Origin of the sequence: Nocardia sp. NPDC052566 (assembly GCF_044547285.1) — a bacterium.
Lineage (GTDB): Bacteria > Actinomycetota > Actinomycetes > Mycobacteriales > Mycobacteriaceae > Nocardia.
On the sequence record NZ_JBIUAF010000006.1, the window covers coordinates 552,070 to 576,080 of the forward strand.

Genomic DNA, 24,011 nt, shown 5'->3' on the forward strand with positions numbered 1-24,011 from the left:
GTGAGCGAGCCCAGCGAGGGAATCAAAGACACAGCACTTCCAGTCCCGGCGAAGCCCAACGGCAGCGAGGCGCGGCTGTGACTGAGCTAGCGACCCCCAGTGTTCCGTCGGCACCGCCTTCACCGTCGGCCATGCGCCGGGCGCTGCGGCGTGCTCGCGACGGCGTGACACTGAACGTGGACGAGGCCACGGTGCTGCTGCACGCACGCGGCGACGATCTCGCGGATCTGTGCCACAGCGCCGCCAGGGTGCGCGATGCCGGACTGGAGTCGGCCGGTCGTCCGAAGACGATCACCTATTCGCGCAATGTTTTCATTCCGCTGACCCGGCTGTGCCGGGACAAGTGCCACTACTGCACCTTCGTCACGGTGCCGGGCAAGCTGCGCGCCGAGGGCAAGGGCATGTTCCTGGAGCCCGACGAGGTACTCGACATCGCCCGCCGCGGCGCCGCACTCGGCTGTAAGGAAGCGCTGTTCACCCTCGGTGACCGGCCGGAGGACCGCTGGCCGGAGGCCGCGCAGTGGCTCGACGAACGCGGCTACGACTCCACCATCGACTACCTGCGCGCGGTATCGATCATGGTGCTGGAGGAGACCGGCCTGCTGCCGCACCTGAACCCCGGCGTGATGAGCTGGGAGGAGATCTCCCGCCTCAAGCCGGTGTCGCAGTCCATGGGCATGATGCTGGAGACCACCGCGACCAGGTTGTTCACCGAAAAAGGCAACTGCCACTACGGAAGTCCGGACAAGGACCCCGCCGTGCGGCTGCGCGCCATCACCGACGCGGGCAGGCTTTCGGTGCCCTACACCACCGGCATCCTGGTCGGCATCGGCGAGACGATGGCCGAGCGCGCCGACTCGATCATGGCGATTCGCAAGGTGCACAAGGCATTCGGGCATATCCAGGAAGTGATCATCCAGAACTTCCGTGCCAAGGACGACACCGCCATGCGCGATGTGCCGGACGCGGGCATCGACGAATTCCTGGCCACCGTCGCGGTCACCCGGCTGCTGCTCGGTCCCGACGTGCCGGTGCAGGCGCCGCCGAACCTGGTGTCGCACCAGGACTGCGTCGCGTTGATCGAGGCGGGTATCGATGACTGGGGCGGCGTCTCGCCGGTCACCGTCGATCATGTGAATCCCGAGCGTCCGTGGCCGAACCTGGACACGCTGCGCGAGATCACCGAGGCGGCGGGCTATCAGCTGGTCGAGCGCACTTCCGCGCACCCGAAGTACGTGCGTGCGGGCAATCCGTGGATGGATCCGCGGATCGGCGCGCACGTCGCCGCGCTGTCCGATCCGGCGACCGGCCTGGCGAATCCGGACGCGATCCCGGTCGGGCTGCCGTGGCAGGAACCGGACGTGTCCTGGGAATCCGCCGGGCGCGTCGACCTCAATACCGCGATCGATACCGAGGGCCGTAATACCGAGAGCCGCAGCGATTCGGCGCTCGGTGAGGATGTCGTCGGCGCGTTCGGCGATTGGGACACCATCCGCGAACAGGCGCGCGACCTGGCGACCGCCGCGCCCGAGCGCCTCGACGCCGACGTGCTCGCGGCGCTGCGCGCGGCCGAACGCGATCCGGCCGGGCTGACCGACGCCGAATATTTGGCGCTGGCCACCGCGGACGGCGCGGATCTGGAAGCGGTTGCCGCGCTGGCCGATCAGCTGCGCCGCGACACCGCCGGCGACGACGTCACCTATGTGGTGAACCGGAATATCAACTTCACCAACATCTGCTACACCGGCTGCCGCTTCTGCGCGTTCGCCCAGCGCAAGGGCGATGCGGACGCGTTCACGCTGAGCATGGACGAGGTCGCCGACCGGGCATGGGAGGCGCATGTCGACGGCGCCACCGAGGTATGCATGCAGGGCGGTATCGATCCCGATCTGCCGGTGACCGGCTACGCGGATCTGGTGCGCGCGGTGAAGCAGCGGGTGCCGTCGATGCATGTGCACGCGTTCAGCCCGATGGAGATCGTCAACGGCGCGTCGCGCGGCGGCGAGAGCATCCGCGAGTGGCTGACGGCGCTGAAGGAGGCCGGCCTCGACACCATCCCCGGCACGGCGGCGGAGATCCTCGACGACGAGGTGCGCTGGGTACTCACCAAGGGCAAGCTGCCGAGCTCGGCGTGGATCGAGGTGATCACCACCGCGCATCAGGTCGGCCTGCGATCCAGCTCGACCATGATGTACGGCCACGTGGACAGCCCGAAGCACTGGGTCGGCCACCTGCGGGTGCTGCGCGGAATCCAGGACGAGACAGGCGGTTTCACCGAATTCGTACTGCTGCCGTTCGTGCATCAGAGCGCGCCGCTGTACCTGGCGGGCGCGGCTCGCCCCGGTCCGACCATCCGGGACAACCGCGCCGCGCACGCGCTGGCCCGCATCATGCTGCACGGCCGTATCGACAACATCCAGACCAGCTGGGTGAAGCTGGGCACCACCGGCACCAGGCTGATGCTCAACGGCGGCGCCAACGATCTCGGCGGCACCCTGATGGAGGAGACCATCTCCCGGATGGCGGGCTCGCAGCACGGCTCCGCCAAGACCGTCGCGGAGCTGCGGGATATCGCCGAGGGCATCGGCCGTCCCGCGCGCGAACGCACCACCACCTACGGCGTACCGGCGCACAAGGTTTCGGCGCTGCCGTTGATAGGGGGATAGTCAACGCGGCTTTCCACGCCCGGTCCGCGGCCACTGCCGGCCGCGGACCGGGTCATGCGGGTAATTATCGGCAAGTCACCGAGGATGAGACGTCACCGTCGCGATATGTTTCGGTCATCTGCCACACCGATCGAGTTAGGGCAGGCTGACCGGTAGTAACGTGTGGGGTGCCGGGATACTGTTGCGCGGGCGGAGTAATCCTGAGGTGAGGACAGACTAGGAGAACGGCTGTGCCGTACATCATCGCTGAACCGTGCGTTGACGTGAAGGATAAGGCGTGCATCGAGGAATGCCCCGTGGATTGCATCTACGAGGGTGGCCGCATGCTGTACATCCATCCCGACGAGTGCGTGGACTGTGGTGCGTGTGAGCCGGTCTGTCCGGTGGAGGCGATCTTCTACGAAGACGACACCCCGGATCAGTGGAGCGGTTACGTGAACGCCAACGTCGACTTCTTCAACGAACTCGGTTCCCCGGGTGGCGCGACCAAGGTCGGCCAGGTCGATTACGACCCGCCGTTCATCAAGGAACTGCCGCCCATGGCGAGCGAGTGATCTGACGTGTCATCGCGTGGCCGGGTCAGCTCGCTGCTGCCCGATTTCCCCTGGGACACCATCGCTTCGGCGAAGGCCGAGGCCGCAGCGCATCCGGACGGGATAGTCGACCTCTCGGTCGGCACCCCGGTCGATCCGGTGGACCCGCTGATCCGCACCGCGCTGAACTCGGTCGCGTCGGTGCCCGGCTACCCGGCCACGCACGGCACCCCCGAACTGCGCGCGGCGGTGATCGACGCGCTCGCCCGCAGGTACCGGATCACCGGAATCGCCCCGGCCGCCGTGCTGCCGGTGATCGGTACCAAGGAGTTGATCGCGGGCCTGCCCCGGCTGCTCGGCCTGGGCGCGGACGACCTGGTCGTCATCCCCGAGGTGGCGTACCCGACCTACGAGGTCGGCGCATTGCTCGCGGGCACGAAACTGCTGCGCGCGGACGGGCTCACCCAGCTCGGGCCGCAGTCGCCCGCGCTGATCTTCGTGAACTCGCCGTCGAACCCGACCGGCAAGGTGCTCGGCGTCGAGCATCTGCGCAAGGTGGTGGCGTTCGCGCGGGAACGCGACGCGATCGTGGCATCCGACGAGTGCTACCTGGGGCTGGCCTGGGAAGGTCGGGCGATCTCGATCCTGGATCCCGAGGTGTGCGACGGGGATCACACCAATCTGCTTGCCGTGCACTCGCTGTCCAAGACTTCGAACCTGGCGAGTTACCGCGCCGGGTTCGTCACCGGTGATCCCGGGCTGGTCGCCGAGCTGCTCGAGGTGCGCAAGCATTCCGGCATGATCATGCCGTTCCCGATCCAGGCCGCGATGACCGCCGCGCTCGGCGACGACGCGCACGAGGCGGCACAGCGTGAGCGCTACCGCGCCCGCCGGGAAGTGCTGCGAAAGGCGTTGGTGGGGGCCGGATTCCGGATCGATCACTCCGATGCCGGGCTGTACCTGTGGTCGACCCGCGGCGAACCGTGCCGCACCACCCTGGACTGGCTCGCCGAGCGCGGCATCCTGGCCGCCCCCGGTGACTTCTATGGGCCCGCCGGAGCGGAGCACGTGCGCATCGCGCTCACCGCCACCGACGAGCGTATCGCCGCCGCGGCGGAGCGCCTGAAAGCCCACTGAAGGCGCGACCTGCCGTCGTGCCCGCGGTACCGAGCGACCGATAGACTCGGCTCGGCCGTTCGTCGACCCGACCGATGCCCGCGGCCCCTGCGGTGACGATCGGCGAAAGGTTCAGTGATGGAGGCGGCGCTCGGCGCCGGTGCGATGTTCGCCGGATACCGGATCGAGCGCGTGCTCGGTCAGGGTGGCATGGGGACGGTCTATCTCGCGGCGCATCCGCGGCTGCCGCGCTCGATCGCCCTGAAACTGCTCGGCCGCGAGCTCTACGCCGATGACGAACTGCGGCTGCGATTCGAGCGTGAGGCCGATGTGGCCGCGCGGCTGGACCACCCGAATATCGTCGCGGTGTACGACCGCGGCGTCGAAGATCACCAGTTGTGGATCTCGATGCAGTACGTCGACGGCTCCGACGCGGCCGAATTCCGCGGTGCGTCGATGGATCCGGCGCGTGCGGTGCGCATCGTCGGGCAGACCGCCGACGCGCTGGACTACGCCCACGAACGCGGCGTGCTGCACCGGGATGTGAAGCCCGCCAACATCTTGCTGACACCGGTGCGCGGCGGTGACCGAGTGCTGCTGTCCGACTTCGGCATTGCCCGATTGCGCGACGAGACACACGGCCTCACCAAGACCGGCACCTTTGTCGCGACGCTGGCTTACGCCTCGCCCGAACAACTCTCGGGACACCCGCTCGATCACCGCGCCGACCAGTACGCACTCGGCGCCACCCTGTTCGCGCTACTGACCGGCCAAACCCCCTTCGCGGCAACCAATCCCGGCACGATCGTCACCGCGCACCTCCAGCGTCCGGTCCCGTCCGCGAGCGCGGCCGCACCGGGCCTGCCTGCCGCGATCGATGCGGTGATCGCCAAGGCGATGGCCAAGCGCCCCGACGCCCGCTTCACCAGCTGCGCCGAATTCGCCGACGCCGCCGCGGAAGCGCTGGCCGACCGCAGGACCGCGCCGACACAGCAGGCCGCGCGACCGATGATCGCCGAACACGAGATGCCGCTGAACGCCGACTCGCAGCAGCACGCCACGCGGGGCAGACACCGTGCGCCGAGCGGCCCTGTGCCAGAGAGCAATCCAGCTGCGTCGCCGGGCCAGCAGTTCGCCTCGACCGGCGGGCCGGTGGATCAGTTCCATTCGCCAGGGTCAGGTCGGCCGCACATTCCAGTCGGGCCGTCGGGGCAGCCATTCAGTCCGGCCGGTGTGCACGGACAGCACTTCACGACGGCAGGTTCGCAAGGACAACGGTTCAGTCCAGCCGGGGCCGCTCCGGGTCAGCAGGTTGGTGATGTGGGTGCGCCAGGACAGCAGTTCGTTCCGCAAGGGTCGACGGGGCAGCAGATCGGTGTTGTAGGCGCACCGGGGCAGCAGTTCGTTCCGCAAGGACCGGCGGCGGGTCAGCAGGTTGGTCCGGTGGGCGCGCTGGGCCAGCAGTTTGTTCTGCCGGGGTCGGCATCGGGTCGGCAGCACACGGCAACCGCGGTGCCCGATCGGCAGTATGCCGCGGTCGGGTCCGTATCAGGGCAACAGTTCGCGCCCGGGGCGGCGGGAACGCCTCCGGCGGCGGCGCCGCATTCCGGTCGCCAGCGCTCGCCACGTGAGCGAAAGATCCGGCGGCGCAGGGCCATCGCCGCCGCGATCGCCGTATTCGGCTTCGTCGTGGTCATCGTCGCGGCCAGGGAAGGTGGCACACCGCTCGCTCCGGCCGCCGATCCGGGGCAGCCGTCCCCGCCCGCCCCGGCGGCACCATGGGGTGCGAGTCAATCCATCGCCGACGCCTTCCCGGAGCTGATTCCGGGAAGTCCCGAAGAGACCGGGTGGCGCGGTGCGAGCTGTGGTGAGGTCGCGCCGATCACCGGGCCGACCGATCCACCGCCGACACACCAGCTGGCGTGTACTGACCGCGACGGCGTCCAGGTCAGGTATTCGGAGTTCGCCGCGGCGGGCGATATCGACGGGTATCTCGCGGTCGAGGTGGACGAGCTCGCGGATTCCGGGAGCAGGGCCGTCGAGGGCGGCAGACTACTGGTCTACCAAGCGCCCGACCATGCCACATTCCCGCTACTGACCCGGGTCCGTAACTCGACACGTGGACGGATCTTGATCGAGGTGAGCTGGCCCAGCCACACCTTCGAAGACATCTACCAACAGTGGTGGCACCCCGCCCCCTTCTAACCACTGGCGTGGGTGTCGAGTGTGCAATAACGGCGGCGTCGTTCGAGTAGCACCGGCGCGGTTGCACGCTCGCGGATCTACGGCGTCGGTTCGATGGGTGGGTCGGCGAAGATTTCGACCTGATGGTTCCCGTTGGTCAGGCGGGTCGCCGCCGATTCGGTGACCCGGAGGGCGAACAGTCCCTCGACGGGGTCGACGGCGATCAGGCCGAAGGCGATATCGACGTCACGCTCGGCGAGCCCCAGCGTCCGCAGGGCGACGGCGAGCGTCGCGTTCCGCGGCAGCCGGATGGTGAGCAACGGCATGTCTCCACGCTACGCGCGGTTCGCCGCCCCGCGCAGCCCGTCGAGCAGTGCCGCGGTGTCGATGGTGCCATATCCGTAGTCGTAGTCGAATCCCGCGTCGCCGCGGTCGGTCGCGGTGCGCCGCAACAGGTCTCGCAGCCGGGCCGGTGGCAGTGCGGTCGCCGGCCACTCGGTGCGGACCGCCGCGATCACCCCCGCCGCGACCGGGCAGGCGGCCGAGGTGCCGGTATCCGGTTCGGTGGCGCCGAAGGCCGTCGACCCGAGGAAATGGGTGTAGGCGCAGACATCGGGCTTCTGCGCGGACAGCCGCCCCGGCCCCTGCGAGGAGTAGCCGACCCGCGCACCCGCGGTGTCGACGCCGCCGATGCTCAGCACGCTCGGATGGGAGTTCGCGCCGGTGATGGGACGATCCGGGAATGCGCAGCGCCCGTCCGGGCAGTCGCGCCCGCAATTGCCCGCCGCGAAAACGATGTCGGCGCCCGCGGCTTCGAGCGAACCGACGATGACGTTGAACGGGTGCGACGGATTGTCGGAGTAGTTGCCCGGCTGCCCGACCGGCAGATCCCACTGCGGCGAGAACGAACCCCAGCTGTTGCTGATCACCAGCGCCCGCGACTCGGCGGGCTGATCGGTCAGCACCGTGCGCAGATGGGCGTAGCCGGCGAGCGCGTCGGAGAGCAGCCCCTCCATCACCGTGCCGCCGCGCCGGGTGCTGCGCAGCACCGGAAGATCGAGCAGGGTGGCCTGCGGTGCGGCGATCAGCGTGTCGAACGCGCACATGGTGCCGTGGTCGACGGGAAAGCGGCCGGGTGTTCCGGTGACGCCCGAGGGGTTCCAGCTGCGGTTCCGATCGATGGTCACCGGCGCGCCGCGAACCTGTTCGACGTGCGCGGCATTGATACCGGTGTCGACGATGGCCACCGCGACCGACTTGCCGGTGAGCCCGGCCGCCGCCAGATCCGTGGCGCGCAGCCGCGTTCCCACGTCGTGCCAGTTGCCGACGGCCGCGGTGTCGCCGCAGGTGAGGATGGTTTCGATGATCGGGTCCGCGAAAATGCCGAGTACGGCGGGTGCCGTGGACAGTCGGGGGAGGGCCCGCGCCAGGTGCGCATCGGGAATCTCTCCTCGGATCACCACCGAGGCGTGCGCGGGCGAGGTGGAGTAGCTCATCAGCTCCGGTTCGCCCGGTCTCGGCGCCGGTTTCGGCAGGACAACGGGGGCGTAGGACAGGTCGAGCTCTACATGGGGCAGGTCGTCGACGAGATCTGCCGGTGCGACCGTTGCCGCCGGATCGGCCACTGCGGCAATCAAATCGACAGTCGGGCGAAGCTCAATCAGCACGCGCATGATGGACATATTGCCGGTATCGCGGCCGACGTTCCGGTCGGACGCGCGAAATTCACGGCCGACGCGCAGAACAGGGATGGCGTGTCGGTAGTGGAGGCGACGCCGTGCCCGGTTCGACATAGCGGGCCGATCGCCGGTCCGACACGATGATCAGTGGTGCGCCGGGGTGCGCCCCTGCGGCGCGAACAGCGATAACCTGGGGTATGGACGCTGTCACGGTAGTCCCCATTCCCGCCAATGAGACCGTGCACTCGTACGCACCGGGCAGCAGGGAACGCGAACTGCTCGTCGCGAAGCTCGCCGAAATTTCCGGGCAGTCCGTCGAAGTGCCGCTGGTGGTCGGCGGTAAGCATCGGCCGGGGATCGGCACACGGCACGAGATCGTCGCGCCGCACCGCTATCGGCAGGTGCTCGGAACCTACACCGACACCACGCATTCGGAGGCGCGGAGCGCCATCGATGCCGCGATCGCCGCGGCGCCGGGCTGGCGCGCCATGCCGTTCGACGAGCGGGCCGCGGTCCTGCTGCGCGCGGCCGATCTGCTCGCCGGGCCGTGGCGGGAAACCATCGCCGCCGCAACGATGCTGGGGCAATCCAAGACGGCCTATCAAGCCGAGATCGACGCGCCGTGCGAGCTGGTCGACTTCTGGCGTTTCAATGTGACCTTCGCGCGCGAGATCATGGCCCAGCAGCCGATGTCGAGCGCCGGGGTGTGGAACCGGCTCGAATACCGGCCGCTGGAGGGGTTCGTCTACGCGATCACGCCGTTCAACTTCACCGCGATCGCCGGGAATCTGCCGACGGCGCCCGCGCTGATGGGCAATACCGTGGTCTGGAAACCGTCACCGACACAGACCTTGTCGGCGTTCTACACGATGAAACTGCTGGAGGCGGCGGGCCTGCCGCCCGGGGTGATCAATATGGTGACCGGCGACGGTATCGCGCTGTCGGAGGTGGCGCTCACCGATCCGCGGCTGGCCGGTATCCATTTCACCGGCTCCACCAGCACATTCCAGTATCTGTGGCAGCAGGTCGGCGCGAATATCGGCCGCTACCACGGCTATCCGCGACTGGTGGGGGAGACCGGCGGCAAGGATTTCATCGTCGCGCACCCCTCGGCCGATCCGGATGCGTTGCGCACCGCGCTGATTCGCGGCGCCTACGAATATCAGGGCCAGAAGTGCTCGGCCGCCTCCCGCGCCTATATCCCGCGCTCGGTGTGGCGCGCCATGGGCGACGAGTTCCTCGACCTGACCGCCGGGCTCGCCTACGGCGACGTGGCCGATCTGACGAATTTCGGTGGCGCGCTGATCGATCGGCGCGCCTACGACAAGAACGTCGCCGCCATCGAACGGGCCAGGTCCGCCGGGCTCACCATCCCGGTCGGCGGCACCTACGACGACAGCGAGGGTTGGTTCGTCCGGCCGACCGTGCTGCTCGCGGACGATCCGCACGACGAATCGTTCGCCACCGAGTATTTCGGGCCGATCCTTTCGGTGCACGTCTACGACGACGCGGAACCGGGCGCTTTCGCCGCCGTTCTCGCCGAGGTGGAATCGGCCGCGCCGTACGCGCTGACCGGCGCGGTATTCGCCCAGGACCGCAACGCGGTCGAACAGGCAGGCGCCGCACTGCGATTCGCGGCGGGCAACTTCTACATCAACGACAAGCCGACCGGCGCGGTGGTCGGCCAGCAGCCGTTCGGCGGCGCCCGCGCCTCCGGTACCGACGACAAGGCGGGCTCACCGCTCAACCTGCTGCGCTGGGTGGCGCCGCGCACGATCAAGGAAACCTTCGTTCCGCCAACGGATCACCGCTATCCGCACATGGCGGGAGGGGCGGGGTGAACCCGCTGCGACCGGTCATTCTCGCCGCGGCCGCATCGCCGCGGATGAAACAGGCGCTCACCCGCGTACCCGTCACCGCCGAGATCGTGCGCCGCTTCGTCGCGGGGGAAACCAGGGACGAGCTCGTGCCCGTCGTGCGCGGCCTGCTCGCGAGCGGCCGGATGATCAGCGTCGACTTCCTCGGCGAGAACACCACCGACAGCGCACAGGCCGATGCCACGGTGGCGGAATACCTTTCGCTGATCAACGACCTGTCCGCGCTGGCATCGGAGTTTCCCGAACCGGTAGCGGCTGCGGTGGTCGAGGTGTCGGTGAAGCTGTCCGCGCTCGGGCAGGCCTTGCCGGGGTACGGCCCGGCCGTCGCCACCGAGCATCTGCGCACGCTGTGCACCAAGGCCGCCGAGTCCGGGGTGTGGGTCACCGTCGATATGGAGGACCACACCACCACCGACGCCACCTTGGCGGCGGTGCGCGAGCTGCGCGCCGAATTCCCTTGGCTCGGTGCGGTCGTGCAGTCCTATCTGCATCGCACCGAGGCCGACTGCCGCGCACTGTCCGGTGCGGGATCGCGAATCCGGTTGTGCAAGGGCGCCTATCGAGAACCACATACCGTCGCCTATCAGCGGGCGAGCGAGGTGACCGACTCCTATCTGCGCTGCCTGGAGCTGCTGATGCGCGGCGACGGCTATCCGATGGTGGCCTCGCACGATCCGGTGGCGATCCTGGCCGGTGAGCGTCTCGCCATCGAAACCGGCCGCGGCGCCGACCGTTTCGAACATCAGATGCTCTACGGGATTCGGCCCGCCGAACAGCTGCGGCTGGCCGAATCCGGGTACGCGATGCGCGTCTACATCCCCTACGGCACCCAGTGGTACGGCTACCTGACCCGCCGCCTCGCCGAGCGCCCGGCGAACCTCGGCTTCTTCCTCCGTGCCCTGGTCAGCAAATCCTGACGGTCAGACCAGTGGCTTACCGCGCTTGATCCGCAGGCGCATGTCGAACAGATAGGCATTGAGCGGAAACAACCTGGCCTGCTTGGGGAGTCGGCTGTGCACCGCCGCGATCGCGCGCAGCATCCGGTCGAACCGGCGCTGATCGTCAGCGGTCCAGGTCATGCGCATCTCGTCGCGCATGTGCTGCGGCAGCAGGCCGGTGACCACGAACCGCTGGAATCGGGCGAAGGTGAATCGCACCGGGCGCGGCATCATTTCGAGATCGATGATGCCGTCGAAGTATTCGCGCAGCGCGGGTTCGATCCGGTGTTGCGCCAGCGTCTGCTCCCACCACGGCAACAACTCGGCACGATTGGCAGGCCACATCTCCGCGCGCATCTGCAGTGTGGTGCCGAGCCTGGCGCAGTACTGGTAGAACGCCTCGGCGGTGGCGTCGTCCATCGGCCCGTGCATCCGGGTGTACAGATCCTCCATGCCCCAGTAGATGGTGGCCGCCACCCACAGTTGCAGTTTCGGATCGAAGGCGTTGTATTTCACCGGGCTCGCCGCGGTCGAGCGCACCGGGCGATGCGCGCGGTTGACCGCGTCGCGGTAGACGGCGCGCTCCTCGTCGGAGCCCATCATCGCGACCGCGATGTAGGTGAGCGTGGTGCGCAGGCGTTTGACCGGATGCAGCGTGATCTTGCCGCTGTCCACGGTGCTCTCCAGCACGCCGCGGCCGACCGGGCGCAGGCTGAGCTGCATGATCACGTTCGCGGTGCCGCCGAGGAAGGCCGCGACGCCGTCCATGTACTCCTGGATGGACTCCGGCGTGAAGGGTAAGACCTGAGTGCTCGGGTCCGGCTCGTGCTCGGCGATGCGCAGCGGGGCGGTCATCGTTGACCTCGTCTTTCTGTGGCCGCCAGCTCAGTGATTGAGCGAGCGGATGAGAAGATTTCTCACCAACTCTCTCATCGCCTCGAGGTCGTGTCAATCACTCTCGCCACGCGCTGATGTTATGCGAAGCTGGAAGCGTCATCGTTTCAATCGCGCGGATAGGGTGGGTGTTATGGCGAGGCTGACCCGACTGCTGCAATTGGTGCGCAACACCGAACCGGAGGACCGCAACCAGGCGCCGGTGCTCGACGCCGCGCTGCTCGCGTTCCTCGACTTCGGCATCAAGCGCACCAGCATGGTCGAGGTGGCCCGGCGCTGCGGGCTCTCGCTCGCCACGCTGTATCGCCGCTTCGCGAGCAAGACCGACCTGATCCAGGCGGTCGGGCTGTGGCAGGCGCGCCAGTTCATCGCGAACGTCGACGGTGCGCTGCAGAAACAGATCGATCAGGACGCCAGCGCCGAGGATCAAATCGTCGAGCTGTTCGTCGCCTTCCTGAACGGACTGCGCGGCAACAAACTGCTCGACCGGCTGCTGCAGACCGAACCCGAGATCGTGCTGCCCTATCTCACCGTGCGCGGCGCGCCGGTGATCGAGCTCGGCCGCGACTACCTGGCCGAGTTCATCGCGCGGCTGCAGCGGGAAGGCAAACTGCCCGATTACGATCCGGAGCCGCTGGCCGAGATGATCGCGCGCACCGCGCTGTCGCTGGCGCTCACACCGCAGACAGTGATCCCGCTCGGTGACGACGATGCCGCGCGGCGCTTCGCCCGCGACCACGTGGTGGTGTCGTTCCGGGTTCGCTGATCCGCGCGGCGCTAGTGCGTGCCGAGTAGCTGGTGCGCCATCGCGGGGATGGCGTCGAGCACGTCGGCGGTCTGCTCGGCGGCCGTGCCCCTGGTGTGCGCGGTGACCGCGAAGCCGGGGCCGTAGGAGGCCGAGGCCACCTCCGGCTCGCCGATGTCGGACCAGCCCCACTTGGTGCCGAGGACGGCGGGCAATCGCGCTGTGCCCCAATCCTGTTCGGTGCCGTCCGCGGCGGTCGAGCCCGCCGACGCCATCCATTCGAACAGCGGTGAGCTCGGATCGGTGCGCAGCTTGTTCTCCAGGAAACCTGCCATGTCCGCGGTGCTGGTGGACGCCGAACCCCAATCCGGCCCCGCATGCGTCTCGGTGAGCCGGTATTCGGCGGCGATCTCGTCGATCGCGCGCGGATAGCGCGCCGCCATCAGCGCCGCGGCGGCGTCGTCGGAGTAGCGGATCATCCGCTCGGCCAGTTCGCGATCGGTGCTCGAACTCGCCGCGTCGCCGTGCCGCAGTGCGTAATCGGCCAGGTACAGCTTGGTGAGCGACAGGCCGCTGCGCGGTTCGTGCTCGTTGTCGGTGCCCCAGTGGACGCCGAGGGTCGACCGCAGCGAGATCGCCGTGCGCTCCGGTACCGGCGCGGGCTCGGCAGACTCCGCGCCCGCGGCAGCCGCGAAGATCGTCAAACACGCGCCGACGGTGGCCACTGCCAGCCCCGCCGCCCGGTAGTTGGTCGCAGGCACTGCGCGAGCTGCCGCGGTGTTCGCCCCCTGCCGCGTTGCTCGGTCGCCCGCCGTACTCGACGCTAGGTGTGCTGCTCGATAGCCCATCGTTTCCTCCTGGCTTCGGCCTCCGGTGACCCGGCATCGGCACTGGAGTCGAGATAACCTCGAGGCGACGGGGATCGCTGGGTACGACACGCGGTTGCGGCTGGGTTGCTGTGCTGTCGACGCTCGTGGTTCCGGCGGGCGCTCGGGACAGCCGCACGCGAGGGCGGCGGTTGCGCGCACTTCGGCGGACGCCGGATCCGGTGCCGGGCGTTCGCGTCGCTACACCAGGCGCAGGCCGAGGCGGCGGCGCAGGCGCAGGTCGAGCAGGTAGGCGTTGAACGGGAACATTCTGGCCTGCTTGGGGATTCGTTCGTTCACCGCGCCGAGTGCGCGCAGGATGCGGTCGAGTTTGCGGTCGTCGGCCGGATCCCAGGTCATGCCCATTTCCTCGCGCAGGTGCGGTGGCAGCAGTCCGGTGACGAAGAAGCGGTGCACCGCGCCGAAGGCGAGCTGGGCCGGGCGGGGCAGCATCTTGAGGTCGATGAGGTCGTTGAAGTAGTCGCGGACCGGCGGGTCGATGATGGTCGCGGCCAGGTTCTCGTCCCAATATTTCGCGAAGGCGGCGCGATCCGCCGGCCACTGTTCGGGGCGCATCTGCAGCGTGGTGCCGAGGCGGGAGCCGCTTCGGTAGAAGTAGTCGGCGGTGACCTCGTCCATCGGGCCGTGCATCCGCTCGTACATATCCTGCGCGCCCCAGTACAGGCAGGCGGCCACCCAGAGCTGCAATTTCGGGTCGAAGGCGTTGTATTTCACCGGGCTCGCGGCATTCGACCGCACCGCCTGGTGCGAGGTGTTGACCGCGTCGCGATAGGCGGCGCGTTCGTCCGCGGTGCCGAGCATGGCGACCGAGAGGTAGGTGAGGGTGGTGCGCAGCCGCTTGATCGGGTGCAGCATCACCTTGCCGCTGTCGACGGTGCTCTCCACCACGCCGTAGCCGACCGGCGGCGTGCTCAGCTGCATGATGACATTGGCCGTGCCGCCGAGGAATCCGGCGATACCGTCGATGAACTGCGCGATATCGAACTGCTCCGGCACCTCGGGCTCGGGTACCGGCAGGCGGAGCGGGCTGGTCATCGTCGACCCCATTTCTCGTCGCTGAGAAAGATATGCACCAACTTTCTCACCGCCTCGGTGGGAGTGTCAACCATCACATTCCGGCCGGAATCGGGTCCGCACGCTGGGCGGAGTGGGCGTGTGGGCGGCGTCGAAGTAGCGTGGGCCGGGTGTCCTTCGGTCCGTCATTGCTGCTTCGTTCCCTGAACCCCGCCGCCGTCGCCGCGGGGGCCGATATCCCGAATGCGGTCACCATCGATGGGGTGACGCTGTCGCGCAGTGACCTGCTCGGCGCGGCGACCTCGGTGGCCGAACGCGTCGCCCGCGCCGATCGGGTCGCGATACTCGCCGAGCCGACGGTGACCACGGTGCTCGCGGTCGTCGGCTGCCTGATCGCCGGTGTCACGGCCGTTCCGGTGCCGCCGGATTCGGGAACCGCCGAAATGGCGCACATACTCGGCGATTCCGGTGCGCAGGCCTGGCTGGGGAAGGCGCCCGAAGGCTCCGAGCTGCCGGTGGTTCCGGTGCGCGTGCACGCCCGCTCCTGGCACACCTATCCCGAACCCGACCCGGCCACAACGGCATTCGTGCTCTACACCTCGGGAACTACCGGCCTGCCCAAGGGGGTGGTGCTGAGCCGTGCCGCGGTCGCCGCCGGGTTGGACGCGGTGGCCGACGCCTGGGCTTGGACGCCCAACGACGTACTGGTGCACGGGCTTCCGCTGTTCCACGTGCACGGCCTCGTCCTCGGCGTGCTCGGCGCCCTGCGGGTGGGCAGCCCGCTGATCCACACCGGCAAGCCGACGCCGCAGGCCTACGCCGCGGCCGAGGGCAGCCTCTACTTCGGTGTGCCGACCGTGTGGTCGCGCATCGTCGAAGAACCAGATCTGGCAAAGCAATTGGCCGATGCCAGGCTGCTGATCTCCGGCAGTGCGCCGCTGCCGGTGCCGGTCTTCGAGCGCCTGCGCGAGCTCACCGGCCACGCGCCGATCGAGCGCTACGGGATGAGCGAAACCATGATCACGCTGTCCACCCGGGTCGACGGCGAGCGCCGCCCCGGCTGGGTCGGCACCCCGGTGCTCGGCGTGCGGACCAGGTTGCGCGACGAAGCGGGCGCCGAGGTACCGCACGACGGTGAAAGTGTCGGCGCACTTCAGGTTTGCGGCCCGATGCTGTTCGACGGCTATCTCGACCGCCCCGATGCCACCGCCGCCGAGTGGACCGAGGACGGCTGGTTCAAGACCGGTGACGTCGCCGTCATCGACGCGAGCGGCTTCCACCGCATCGTCGGCCGGGAATCGGTGGACCTCATCAAGTCCGGCGGTTACCGGATCGGCGCGGGGGAGGTCGAGACGGTACTGCTCGGACACCCGATGGTCGCCGAGGTCGCGGTGGTCGGCCTGCCCGACGCGGATCTCGGCCAGCGCATCGTCGCCTTCGTCGTGCCGCGCGGCGCCTATCCCGATTCGATCGAGAAAGACCTGATCGATCATGTGGCCGAACAACTTTCGGTACACAAGCGCCCACGCGAGATCCGCGTTGTCGACGTGCTCCCGCGCAACGCCATGGGCAAGGTGCAGAAAAAACTGCTGAGCTGACGGTATTGACCTCGACCCGGCTTCGGGTCTTAGCGTGATCACGTGCGCCGAACGCGCACCGCGGGGCAGGGGGATCGCTCGATCAGCCCAGAGCGAAACTTGCTGCGCGCGAACGTATTACCAAGATTAGGGTGAGGCATGTCCGTCACTTTGACACCAGCACAGATCGCTTACCTCGACGGCCAGTCGCTCGGTAGGCTCGCGACCGTCCGCCCCGACGGGTCGCCGCAGAACAGCCCGGTGGCCGTCACGTTCAACAAGGAACTCGGCACGATCGATATCGGCGGCTATCGAATGGGCGCCACCCGGAAATTCCACAACGTGCAGACCAACGACCGCGTCGCGCTGGTCGTCGACGACCTCGTCTCGCTCGACCCGTACACCCCGCGCTGCCTCGAAATCCGCGGCACCGCCGAAGCGCTCACCGACGCCGAGCCACCGCGCCCCGGCATGACCCGCGACGTCATCCGTATCCACCCCACTCGCATCATCGCCTTCGGCCTGGACGATGCGACCAGCTGATGTCACGTCACCAATAACGGGTGTGCACACCCCCAATGACAGCTGCACACCCGTTATAGAGGGTGTGTAGCTGGCACAAAGGGTGTGCGGAACTGGCGATTCGGCCGGTGCGCTCGGCGGCGCGAACCTCAGTCGTTGGCGTGCAGCGCCGCGTTCAGCTCGATGCCGGTGCCCTTGCGCGGCACCACCTCGACCGCACCGGTCTGCGAGTTGCGGCGGAACAGCAGGTTGTTCTGTCCGCTCAGTGCCGCCGCCTTCACCACGGTGCCGTCCGGGCCGGTCACCTTGGTGCCCGCGGTCAGGTACAGGCCCGCCTCCAGCACGCAGTCGTCGCCGAGCGGGATACCGAGGCCGGAGTTGGCGCCGAGCAGCGACCGCTCGCCGATCGAGATGATCGTGGTGCCGCCGCCGGAGAGCGTGCCCATGGTCGATGCGCCGCCGCCGATATCGGAGCCGTCGCCGACCAGCACGCCCGCCGAGATCCGGCCCTCGACCATCGACGCGCCGAGGGTGCCCGCGTTGAAGTTCACGAAGCCCTCGTGCATGACGGTGGTGCCGGAGGCCAGGTGCGCGCCGAGGCGGACCCGGTCCGCGTCACCGATGCGCACGCCGGAGGGCACCACGTAGTCGACCATGCGCGGGAACTTGTCGATGCTGTAGACCGTGACCGGTCCGCGGGCGCGCAGCTTGGCGCGGGTCGCCTCGAAACCGTCGACCGCGGCGGGGCCGTGGTTGGTCCACACCACATTGGTGAGCAGGCCGAACTGACCGTCCAGGCTCACCTCGTGCGGCTTGACCAGCCGGTGCGAGAGCAGGTGCAGGCGCAGGTAGACGTCGTGCGCGTCGACCGGCGCCGCGGACAGGTCGGCGATCGTGGTCCGCACCGCGATCACGTCGACGCCGCGCGCCTCGTCGAAGCCGAGCAGAGCGGCGTAATCCGCGGGCGCCTCGTCCAGCCGCTTGGTGCCGGTCTCGCCGAATGCGCCCAGCTCCGGGTTCGGGTACCAGGTGTCGAGGACGGTGCCGTCCGCGGTCACGTTGGCGATACCGATTGCTGCTGCTCCCTGAATGCTCACGTCAACAGAGGTTACCGACCGCTGCCGCCGCGTGGTGAACCCACGTCGCGCGAGGTGACGGCGCGGCGGTCGTAGGCTGAGGTGGTGACGACCATCGACTTGCGTGCCGACCCCGTTGCTCTCACCGCCGCCCTCGTCGACATCGAGAGTGTGTCGCGCGACGAGGAGCGGATCGCCACCCTCGTCGAGCGGGCGCTGCGTGAGCAGACCGTCGGATTCGAGATCCTGCGGCACGGCAATGTGGTGCTGGCCAGAACCCATCACGGGCTGCCGACCCGGGTGATCATGGCCGGGCATCTGGACACCGTGCCGATCGCCGACAACGTGCCGAGCCGCTTCGTTGTCGACGACGCGGGCCTGAAGATGCTCTACGGCTGTGGCTCGGTCGACATGAAATCCGGTGACGCGGTGTTCCTGCACCTGGCCGCGACCGTCGCCGAACCGGTGCACGACCTCACACTGATCTTCTACGACTGCGAGGAAATCGCCTCGGAATTCAACGGACTCGGCCATATCGAGCGCGAGCTGCCGGAGTGGCTCGCCGGAGATCTGGCGATCCTCGGCGAACCGTCCGGCGGCTGGATCGAGGCGGGTTGCCAAGGCACGCTGCGTGTTCGGCTTTCCACCGCGGGCCTGCGCGCGCATTCGGCGCGAGCCTGGCTCGGCGACAACGCGATTCACCGCCTCGCGCCGATTCTGCAGCGCCTGGCCGAGTACAAGGCGCGCGAGGTCGACATCGACGGCTGCGTCTACCGCGAGGGGTTGTCCGCGGTCCGCGTCTCCGGCGGCGTTGCGGGCAACGTGGTGCCCGATGCCGCCGAGGTCGACGTGAACTTCCGCTTCGCCCCCGACCGCACCGTCGACCAGGCCGTCGACCACGTGCGCGCGGTATTCGACGGCCTCGACCTGACCTTCGAGGTGACCGACTCGGCGCCCGGCGCGCTGCCCGGCCTGACCGCGCCCGCCGCGAAGGACCTGATCGCCTCCGTGCACAGCCACGGCGCGGGCGGCGTCCGCGCCAAGTACGGCTGGACCGATGTGTCCCGCTTCGCCGCGCGCGGTATCCCCGCGGTCAATTTCGGGCCCGGCGACCCCAACCTCGCGCACAAGCGCGACGAGCATGTGCCGACCGCACAGATCACCGCCGTCACCGCCATGCTGCGCAGCTACCTCACCGGCGCGGTGTGACAGCCCGGTAGCGTGGGGCCCATGTCGACCGACGCCGCCGAAAACGAGGTCACCAGCGTTCCGAAATCGGACCCCAAGTTCCGCGGACCGATCATGTTCCGCCGCGACCGCAAGGAGGGTCTCGGCACCTCGGATCAGAACCTGCTCGACAAGCACGGTCCGAGCGATTGGGTGCATACCGATCCGTGGCGGGTGCTGCGGATCCAGGCCGAATTCATCGAGGGCTTCGGCGCGCTGGCCGAGTTACCGCGCGCCGTCGCGGTCTTCGGATCCGCGCGCACTCCTGCCGATCACCCGGAGTACCAGGCGGGCATGGCCATCGGCGCCGCGCTGGCCCGCGCGGGTTTCGCGGTGATCACCGGCGGCGGGCCCGGCGCGATGGAGGCGGTCAACCGCGGCGCGTGCGATGCGGGCGGCTACTCGGTCGGCCTCGGTATCGAGCTGCCGTTCGAGCAGAGCCTCAACGAGTGGGTCGATCTCGGGATCAACTTCCGCTACTTCTTCGCGCGCAAGACCATGTTCGTGAAGTACTCGCAGGCATTCATCTGCCTGCCCGGCGGTTTCGGCACCCTCGACGAGCTGTTCGAGGCGCTCACGCTGGTGCAGACCCGCAAGATCACCCGGTTCCCGATCATCCTGTTCGGTTCGAAATACTGGGCGGGGCTTGTGGATTGGCTGCGCGATTCGCTCGGCGGCTCGGGCAAGATCGCGCCGGGCGATCTGGGCTTGCTGCATGTCACCGACAGTGTCGACGAGGTGATCCAGATCGTCTTGGGCGCCGCCGAATCCGGTGGGGCCGAGGATGCGCTGGGTACGGAGGATCAGTGGTGAGTGAGTCCGTGTATTCCGTTTGCGTGTACTGCTCGGCCAGCACGGCCGACCCCGCCTACATTTCGCTCGCCGCGCGCATCGGCACCGAGATCGCCAGGCGCGGTTGGCAACTCGTCTCGGGTGGCGGGCACGTCTCGATGATGGGCGCGGTGGCGACGGCGGCACGCGCCGGTGGCGCGCACACCGTCGGCGTCATCCCGAAGCACCTGGTGCACAAGGAAGTCGCCGACGTCGACGCCGACGAGCTGCTGGTCACCGACACCATGCGCCAGCGCAAGCAGCTCATGGAGGACCGGGCCGACGCGTTCCTCACGCTGCCCGGCGGCATCGGCACTTTGGAAGAATTCTTCGAAAGCTGGACCGGTGGCTATCTGGGACAGCATGATAAGCCCGTGGTGGTGCTGGACCCGGACGGCTTCTACCGCGGCCTGTTCCAGTGGCTGGACGAGCTCCACGACCGAAAGTTCGTGCCTCAGTCGGCGATGGACCGGATCACCGTGGTCTCCGATCTGGCCTCGGCCTTCACCGCGCTGAGGCCCGACGCGGCTTCGGAATCCTCCGCCTAGAAGGGGATCCGCGCCGCAGGTATGAGGAGATTGACGACGTGACCACGGACGTCCGCTCGACGGTGAGCTTGCTCGATCTGGCAAAACGCCTGCCCGCCATGGCATTGGAAGTGCCGGGCATGATGCGCAGCGCGCCGGGCATGCTGGTGCGGCCCGACGACAAATCGTCGGTCGGGCTGTTCTTCCAGCGCAATGCCCACCGTCATCCGGACCGTCCGTTCCTGCGCTTCGAGGGCCGCGCCTACACCTACGGCGAGGCCAACGCCGAGGTGAACCGCTACGCGAGTGTGCTTGCCGCGCACGGTGTCCGGCGCGGCGACGTGGTCGGTGTGCTGATGACCAACCGGCCGGAGACGCTGTTCGTCGCGCTGGCCACCGTGAAACTCGGCGGCACCGTCGGCCTGCTCAACCACAACCAGCGCGACCAGGTGCTCGCGCACAGCTTCGGCCTGCTGAACAGCGTCGTCAACGTGGTCGGCGAGGAATGCGCGGACGCGGTGGCCACGCTGGCCCAACCGCCGTCGAACATCCTCTACACCGGGGAGCTGCTGCGCGCCGCGCTCGGCGCCGATCCGGCGGACCCGCCGATCTGCGCCGAGATCACCGCCGAGGAGCGCGCGTTCCTGATCTTCACCTCCGGTACCACCGGCCTGCCCAAGGCCAGCGTGATGACCCATCTGCGCTGGACCAAGAGCATGGCGGGGCTCGGCGGTCTCGGAATTCGCCTGCGCGGCAACGACACCATGTACAGCTGCCTGCCGCTCTATCACAACAACGCGCTGACCGTCGCGCTGTCGTCGGTGATCTCCGCGGGTGCCACCTTCGCGCTCGGCCGCCAGTTCTCCGCGTCCCGGTTCTGGGACGAGGTGATCCGCGAACAGGCCACCGCGTTCATCTATATCGGCGAGCTGTGCCGATATCTGCTCAACCAGCCCGCCAAGCCGGCCGATCGGCAGCATCGGATCCGCCTCGCCGTCGGCAACGGCCTGCGCCCCGAGATCTGGGACGAGTTCAAGAACCGCTTCGGCATTCGCCGGATCGTCGAGTTCTACGGCGCGAGTGAGGGCAACGTCGCCTTCATCAACGCGTTCAGCGTCGACCGCACCGCGGGCTTCGGGGTGCTGCCGTACGCGATCGTCGAATACGACGACGCGACAGGCAAGGCCAAGCGGGCCGCCGATGGCACACTGCGCCGCGTCCGCGTCGGCGAGATCGGGCTGCTGCTGTCCAAGGTGACGGGTCGTTCGCCGTTCGACGGCTACACCGACAAGGCCGCCACCGAGGCGAAGCTCGTCCGCGACGGCTTCACCAAGGGCGATGTCTGGTTCGATACCGGCGATCTGGTCCGCCACCAGGGCTGGAACCACATCGCGTTCGTCGACCGGCTCGGCGACACCTTCCGCTGGAAGGGGGAGAACGTGGCGACCACCGAGGTCGAGGGCGCGCTGTGCGAGGCCGACGAGATCGATCAGGCCGTCGTGTTCGGCGTCGACATTCCCGGCGCCGACGGCAAGGCGGGCATGGCGGCGGTGACGCTGCACCCCGGCGCCGATTTCGACGGCCAGAAGGTGGCCAAGCTCGTCTACGAACAGCTGCCAGGCTATGCCGTGCCGCTGTTCCTCCGTGTGGTGCGGGAACTGGAGCAGACCTCCACGTTCAAGAGCCGCAAGGTCGACCTGCGCAAGCAGGGCTACGCGCCGGACGGCAACAGCATCCTCTACGTCCTCGCCGGCCGCACCGATGGCTACATCCCCGCATACGACGGATATGCCGCCGAAGTCGCCACAGGCCGGGCCCCGCGCAACTGAGGGCGGGCGTCCGCGCAGCACCCGTCGAGCGACCTGCTGGCACACGTGCCAGTACAGTCGAAGGCATGTTTGGGTCCACCGCAGTGCCGCTTCCCACGTTGTGCGGCAAGCCGGTGGCGACGGATCGGGCGCTGGTGATGGCGATCGTCAACCGCACGCCCGATTCCTTCTACGACCGGGGCGCCACCTTCACCGACGCGGCCGCCATGGAGGCGGTCGCCCGTGCCGTGGACGAGGGCGCCGACCTGGTCGATATCGGCGGGGTCAAGGCGGGACCCGGCGATCTGGTCGACGCGCAGGAGGAGGTCCGCCGGACCGTCCCGTTCGTCGCCGCTATCCGCGCGAAGTACCCGGACCTGCTGATCAGCATCGACACCTGGCGCGCCGATGTGGCCGATGCCGCGGTCGACGCCGGCGCCGATTTGATCAATGACACCTGGGCGGGCGCCGATCCGGATCTGGTCCGTGTCGCCGCCGAGCGCTGCGTCGGGATCGTCTGCAGCCACACCGGTGGCGCGGTGCCGCGCACCCGTCCGCACCGGGTGCGCTACCCGGATGTGGTAGCCGAGGTGACCGCGACGGTGGTCGCGGCGGCCGAGAAAGCCGCGGCGGCCGGGGTGCGGGAGGATTCGATTCTGATCGATCCGACCCATGATTTCGGCAAGAACACTTACCACGGGCTGGAGTTGTTGCGCGGAATCGACGTTCTTGTAAATACCGGATGGCCAGTGCTGATGGCGCTCAGCAACAAGGATTTCATCGGGGAGACTCTAGGTGTCGGTCTTTCCGAGCGGTTGGAGGGCACATTGGCAGCAACAGCATGGTCGGCGGCCGCTGGCGCCCGCATGTTCCGCGTTCACGAGGTCGCCGAGACCCGGCGCATCGTGGACATGATCGCCGCGATCCAGGGCATCCGGCCCCCCGCACGCACCCTGCGAGGTCTGGTATGAAAATCGTCAAGACGTGGGACACCCCTGACTGGACGGTCGACGAGCTCGTCGCCGCCAAGGGCGGGCGCACCGTATCCGTGGTACTGCCGGCGCTCAACGAAGAGGACACCGTCGCCGAGGTGGTGGCCAGCATCCGGCCGCTGCTCGGCACGCTGGTCGACGAGCTGATCGTGCTCGACTCCGGCTCGACCGATGCCACCGCCGAGCGCGCCGCCGCGGCGGGCGCCGAGGTGATCACCCGGGAACAGGCCGTGCCCGAGCTCGATCCGGTGCCTGGTAAGGGCGAGGTGCTGTGGCGCTCGCTGGCCGTGACCACCGGCGATCTGATCGCTTTCGTCGACTCCGATCTCATCGACCCGGATCCGGCCTTCGTGCCGAAGCTGCTCGGGCCGCTGCTGACCGTCGGCGATATGCAGCTGGTCAAGGCGTACTACCGCCGCCCGCTGCGCCAGGCGGGCGCGGTGGACGCGCACGGCGGCGGCCGGGTCACCGAGCTGGTCGCGCGCCCGCTGCTCGCCGCGCTGCGTCCCGAGCTCAGCCGGGTGCTGCAGCCGCTCGGCGGCGAATACGCGGGCACGCGGGAACTGCTCACCTCGGTTCCCTTCGCGCCCGGTTACGGCGTGGAGATCGGGCTGTTGCTCGATACCTACGACCGGCTCGGCCTGCCCGCCATCGGCCAGGTCAACCTGGGCGTACGCACGCACCGCAATCGCCCGCTCGCCGATCTCGGCGTGATGAGCCGCCAGATTCTCGGCACCGTGCTCGGCCGCAGCGGCGTGCAGGATTCGGGGGCGGCGCTCACCCAATTCCCGCTGATCGGCGATGCCTTCACCGCGCACAGCACCGAGGTGTCGCTGGCCGATCGGCCGCCGATGAACACCCTGCGGCCGTCCTGGGCCGCCGCCTGACCTCACGCTGACTTTTCCGTACCGCGAACCC

The 24,011-nt window shown here is 68.5% G+C and carries 21 protein-coding genes; 15 read left to right on the top strand and 6 right to left on the bottom strand.

The annotated features are described in order from the left end of the window. Window positions 1-77 precede the first annotated feature (77 nt). From ACIG5A_RS32435 to ACIG5A_RS32450, 4 genes are all read left to right on the top strand, one after another. Window positions 78-2,666 carry a bifunctional FO biosynthesis protein CofGH gene (locus tag ACIG5A_RS32435; protein WP_397247075.1) on the top strand — a complete coding sequence of 863 codons (2,589 nt, stop codon included), beginning with the start codon at window positions 78-80 and terminating at the stop codon, window positions 2,664-2,666. A gap of 230 nt (window positions 2,667-2,896) precedes the next feature. Beyond that, entirely contained in the window at window positions 2,897-3,220 is a 324-nt protein-coding gene (gene fdxA, locus ACIG5A_RS32440; RefSeq protein WP_040738574.1) for a ferredoxin, read from the top strand. A gap of 6 nt (window positions 3,221-3,226) precedes the next feature. After that, entirely contained in the window at window positions 3,227-4,336 is a 1,110-nt protein-coding gene (gene dapC, locus ACIG5A_RS32445; RefSeq protein ID WP_397247078.1) for a succinyldiaminopimelate transaminase, read from the top strand. Window positions 4,337-4,453: 117 nt separating this feature from the next. Then, window positions 4,454-6,520, top strand: coding sequence for a protein kinase (locus ACIG5A_RS32450; RefSeq protein WP_397247081.1), 2,067 nt, complete (start codon window positions 4,454-4,456; stop codon window positions 6,518-6,520). Window positions 6,521-6,597: 77 nt separating this feature from the next. On the opposite strand, the gene ACIG5A_RS32455 is transcribed toward ACIG5A_RS32450, so the two are convergent. Beyond that, complete coding sequence (locus ACIG5A_RS32455) at window positions 6,598-6,825, bottom strand: hypothetical protein (RefSeq protein ID WP_397247083.1); 228 nt, start codon at window positions 6,823-6,825, stop codon at window positions 6,598-6,600. 9 nt (window positions 6,826-6,834) lie between these two features. Continuing rightward, window positions 6,835-8,172, bottom strand: coding sequence for a S8 family peptidase (locus tag ACIG5A_RS32460; RefSeq protein ID WP_397247085.1), 1,338 nt, complete (start codon window positions 8,170-8,172; stop codon window positions 6,835-6,837). A gap of 203 nt (window positions 8,173-8,375) precedes the next feature. On the opposite strand from ACIG5A_RS32460, the gene pruA reads away from it, so the two are divergent. Both pruA and ACIG5A_RS32470 read left to right on the top strand, forming a co-directional pair. Further along, complete coding sequence (pruA, locus tag ACIG5A_RS32465; RefSeq protein WP_397247088.1) at window positions 8,376-10,019, top strand: L-glutamate gamma-semialdehyde dehydrogenase; 1,644 nt, start codon at window positions 8,376-8,378, stop codon at window positions 10,017-10,019. Between the two features lie 44 nt (window positions 10,020-10,063). Further along, complete coding sequence (locus ACIG5A_RS32470) at window positions 10,064-10,972, top strand: proline dehydrogenase family protein (protein ID WP_397247985.1); 909 nt, start codon at window positions 10,064-10,066, stop codon at window positions 10,970-10,972. A 3-nt stretch (window positions 10,973-10,975) separates the two neighbouring features. Here ACIG5A_RS32470 and ACIG5A_RS32475 read toward each other — a convergent pair whose 3' ends face one another. Next, on the bottom strand, window positions 10,976-11,848 hold the full coding sequence (locus tag ACIG5A_RS32475; RefSeq protein WP_397247090.1) for an oxygenase MpaB family protein: 873 nt from the start codon (window positions 11,846-11,848) through the stop codon (window positions 10,976-10,978). 172 nt (window positions 11,849-12,020) lie between these two features. Here ACIG5A_RS32475 and ACIG5A_RS32480 point away from each other — a divergent pair, with 172 nt between their 5' ends. After that, window positions 12,021-12,653, top strand: a complete 633-nt coding sequence (locus ACIG5A_RS32480) for a TetR/AcrR family transcriptional regulator (RefSeq protein ID WP_397247093.1) — start codon at window positions 12,021-12,023, stop codon at window positions 12,651-12,653. An 11-nt stretch (window positions 12,654-12,664) separates the two neighbouring features. On the opposite strand, the gene ACIG5A_RS32485 is transcribed toward ACIG5A_RS32480, so the two are convergent. Beyond that, on the bottom strand, window positions 12,665-13,393 hold the full coding sequence (locus ACIG5A_RS32485; protein ID WP_397247095.1) for a hypothetical protein: 729 nt from the start codon (window positions 13,391-13,393) through the stop codon (window positions 12,665-12,667). 306 nt (window positions 13,394-13,699) lie between these two features. Beyond that, window positions 13,700-14,554 (bottom strand): oxygenase MpaB family protein, encoded by an 855-nt coding sequence (locus tag ACIG5A_RS32490; protein WP_397247097.1) that lies wholly within the window; start codon window positions 14,552-14,554, stop codon window positions 13,700-13,702. 149 nt (window positions 14,555-14,703) lie between these two features. Here ACIG5A_RS32490 and ACIG5A_RS32495 point away from each other — a divergent pair, with 149 nt between their 5' ends. Then, on the top strand, window positions 14,704-16,131 hold the full coding sequence (locus tag ACIG5A_RS32495; RefSeq protein ID WP_397247099.1) for an acyl-CoA synthetase: 1,428 nt from the start codon (window positions 14,704-14,706) through the stop codon (window positions 16,129-16,131). A 138-nt stretch (window positions 16,132-16,269) separates the two neighbouring features. After that, on the top strand, window positions 16,270-16,653 hold the full coding sequence (locus ACIG5A_RS32500) for a PPOX class F420-dependent oxidoreductase (protein WP_397247101.1): 384 nt from the start codon (window positions 16,270-16,272) through the stop codon (window positions 16,651-16,653). Between the two features lie 128 nt (window positions 16,654-16,781). On the opposite strand, the gene dapD is transcribed toward ACIG5A_RS32500, so the two are convergent. Next, window positions 16,782-17,729: a 2,3,4,5-tetrahydropyridine-2,6-dicarboxylate N-succinyltransferase gene (dapD, locus tag ACIG5A_RS32505; protein WP_397247103.1), complete on the bottom strand. Its 948-nt coding sequence runs from the start codon at window positions 17,727-17,729 to the stop codon at window positions 16,782-16,784. Window positions 17,730-17,813: 84 nt separating this feature from the next. On the opposite strand from dapD, the gene dapE reads away from it, so the two are divergent. From dapE to ACIG5A_RS32535, 6 genes are all read left to right on the top strand, one after another. Then, on the top strand, window positions 17,814-18,917 hold the full coding sequence (dapE, locus tag ACIG5A_RS32510) for a succinyl-diaminopimelate desuccinylase (protein ID WP_397247105.1): 1,104 nt from the start codon (window positions 17,814-17,816) through the stop codon (window positions 18,915-18,917). 21 nt (window positions 18,918-18,938) lie between these two features. After that, window positions 18,939-19,748, top strand: coding sequence for a TIGR00730 family Rossman fold protein (locus ACIG5A_RS32515; protein ID WP_397247107.1), 810 nt, complete (start codon window positions 18,939-18,941; stop codon window positions 19,746-19,748). Then, window positions 19,742-20,314 (top strand): TIGR00730 family Rossman fold protein, encoded by a 573-nt coding sequence (locus ACIG5A_RS32520; RefSeq protein ID WP_397247110.1) that lies wholly within the window; start codon window positions 19,742-19,744, stop codon window positions 20,312-20,314. Before ACIG5A_RS32515 ends, ACIG5A_RS32520 begins: the two co-directional genes overlap by 7 nt. Window positions 20,315-20,352: 38 nt before the next feature. After that, window positions 20,353-22,122 (top strand): long-chain-acyl-CoA synthetase, encoded by a 1,770-nt coding sequence (locus tag ACIG5A_RS32525; RefSeq protein ID WP_397247112.1) that lies wholly within the window; start codon window positions 20,353-20,355, stop codon window positions 22,120-22,122. Between the two features lie 65 nt (window positions 22,123-22,187). After that, complete coding sequence (gene folP, locus ACIG5A_RS32530; protein WP_397247114.1) at window positions 22,188-23,072, top strand: dihydropteroate synthase; 885 nt, start codon at window positions 22,188-22,190, stop codon at window positions 23,070-23,072. Then, window positions 23,069-23,980, top strand: coding sequence for a glucosyl-3-phosphoglycerate synthase (locus tag ACIG5A_RS32535; RefSeq protein WP_397247116.1), 912 nt, complete (start codon window positions 23,069-23,071; stop codon window positions 23,978-23,980). Before folP ends, ACIG5A_RS32535 begins: the two co-directional genes overlap by 4 nt. Window positions 23,981-24,011: the final 31 nt, after the last annotated feature.

What these genes read in the sequence shown, in the direction of transcription:
- ACIG5A_RS32480 (WP_397247093.1), top strand. Translation starts at nt 12,021, where the DNA reads ATGGCGAGGCTGACCCGACTGCTGCAATTGGTGCGCAACACCGAACCG.
- ACIG5A_RS32450 (WP_397247081.1), top strand. Translation starts at nt 4,454, where the DNA reads ATGGAGGCGGCGCTCGGCGCCGGTGCGATGTTCGCCGGATACCGGATC.
- ACIG5A_RS32475 (WP_397247090.1), bottom strand. Translation starts at nt 11,848, where the DNA reads ATGACCGCCCCGCTGCGCATCGCCGAGCACGAGCCGGACCCGAGCACT.
- pruA (WP_397247088.1), top strand. Translation starts at nt 8,376, where the DNA reads ATGGACGCTGTCACGGTAGTCCCCATTCCCGCCAATGAGACCGTGCAC.
- ACIG5A_RS32490 (WP_397247097.1), bottom strand. Translation starts at nt 14,554, where the DNA reads ATGACCAGCCCGCTCCGCCTGCCGGTACCCGAGCCCGAGGTGCCGGAG.
- ACIG5A_RS32515 (WP_397247107.1), top strand. Translation starts at nt 18,939, where the DNA reads ATGTCGACCGACGCCGCCGAAAACGAGGTCACCAGCGTTCCGAAATCG.
- folP (WP_397247114.1), top strand. Translation starts at nt 22,188, where the DNA reads ATGTTTGGGTCCACCGCAGTGCCGCTTCCCACGTTGTGCGGCAAGCCG.
- ACIG5A_RS32500 (WP_397247101.1), top strand. Translation starts at nt 16,270, where the DNA reads ATGTCCGTCACTTTGACACCAGCACAGATCGCTTACCTCGACGGCCAG.
- ACIG5A_RS32535 (WP_397247116.1), top strand. Translation starts at nt 23,069, where the DNA reads ATGAAAATCGTCAAGACGTGGGACACCCCTGACTGGACGGTCGACGAG.
- ACIG5A_RS32455 (WP_397247083.1), bottom strand. Translation starts at nt 6,825, where the DNA reads ATGCCGTTGCTCACCATCCGGCTGCCGCGGAACGCGACGCTCGCCGTC.
- ACIG5A_RS32460 (WP_397247085.1), bottom strand. Translation starts at nt 8,172, where the DNA reads ATGCGCGTGCTGATTGAGCTTCGCCCGACTGTCGATTTGATTGCCGCA.
- ACIG5A_RS32470 (WP_397247985.1), top strand. Translation starts at nt 10,064, where the DNA reads ATGAAACAGGCGCTCACCCGCGTACCCGTCACCGCCGAGATCGTGCGC.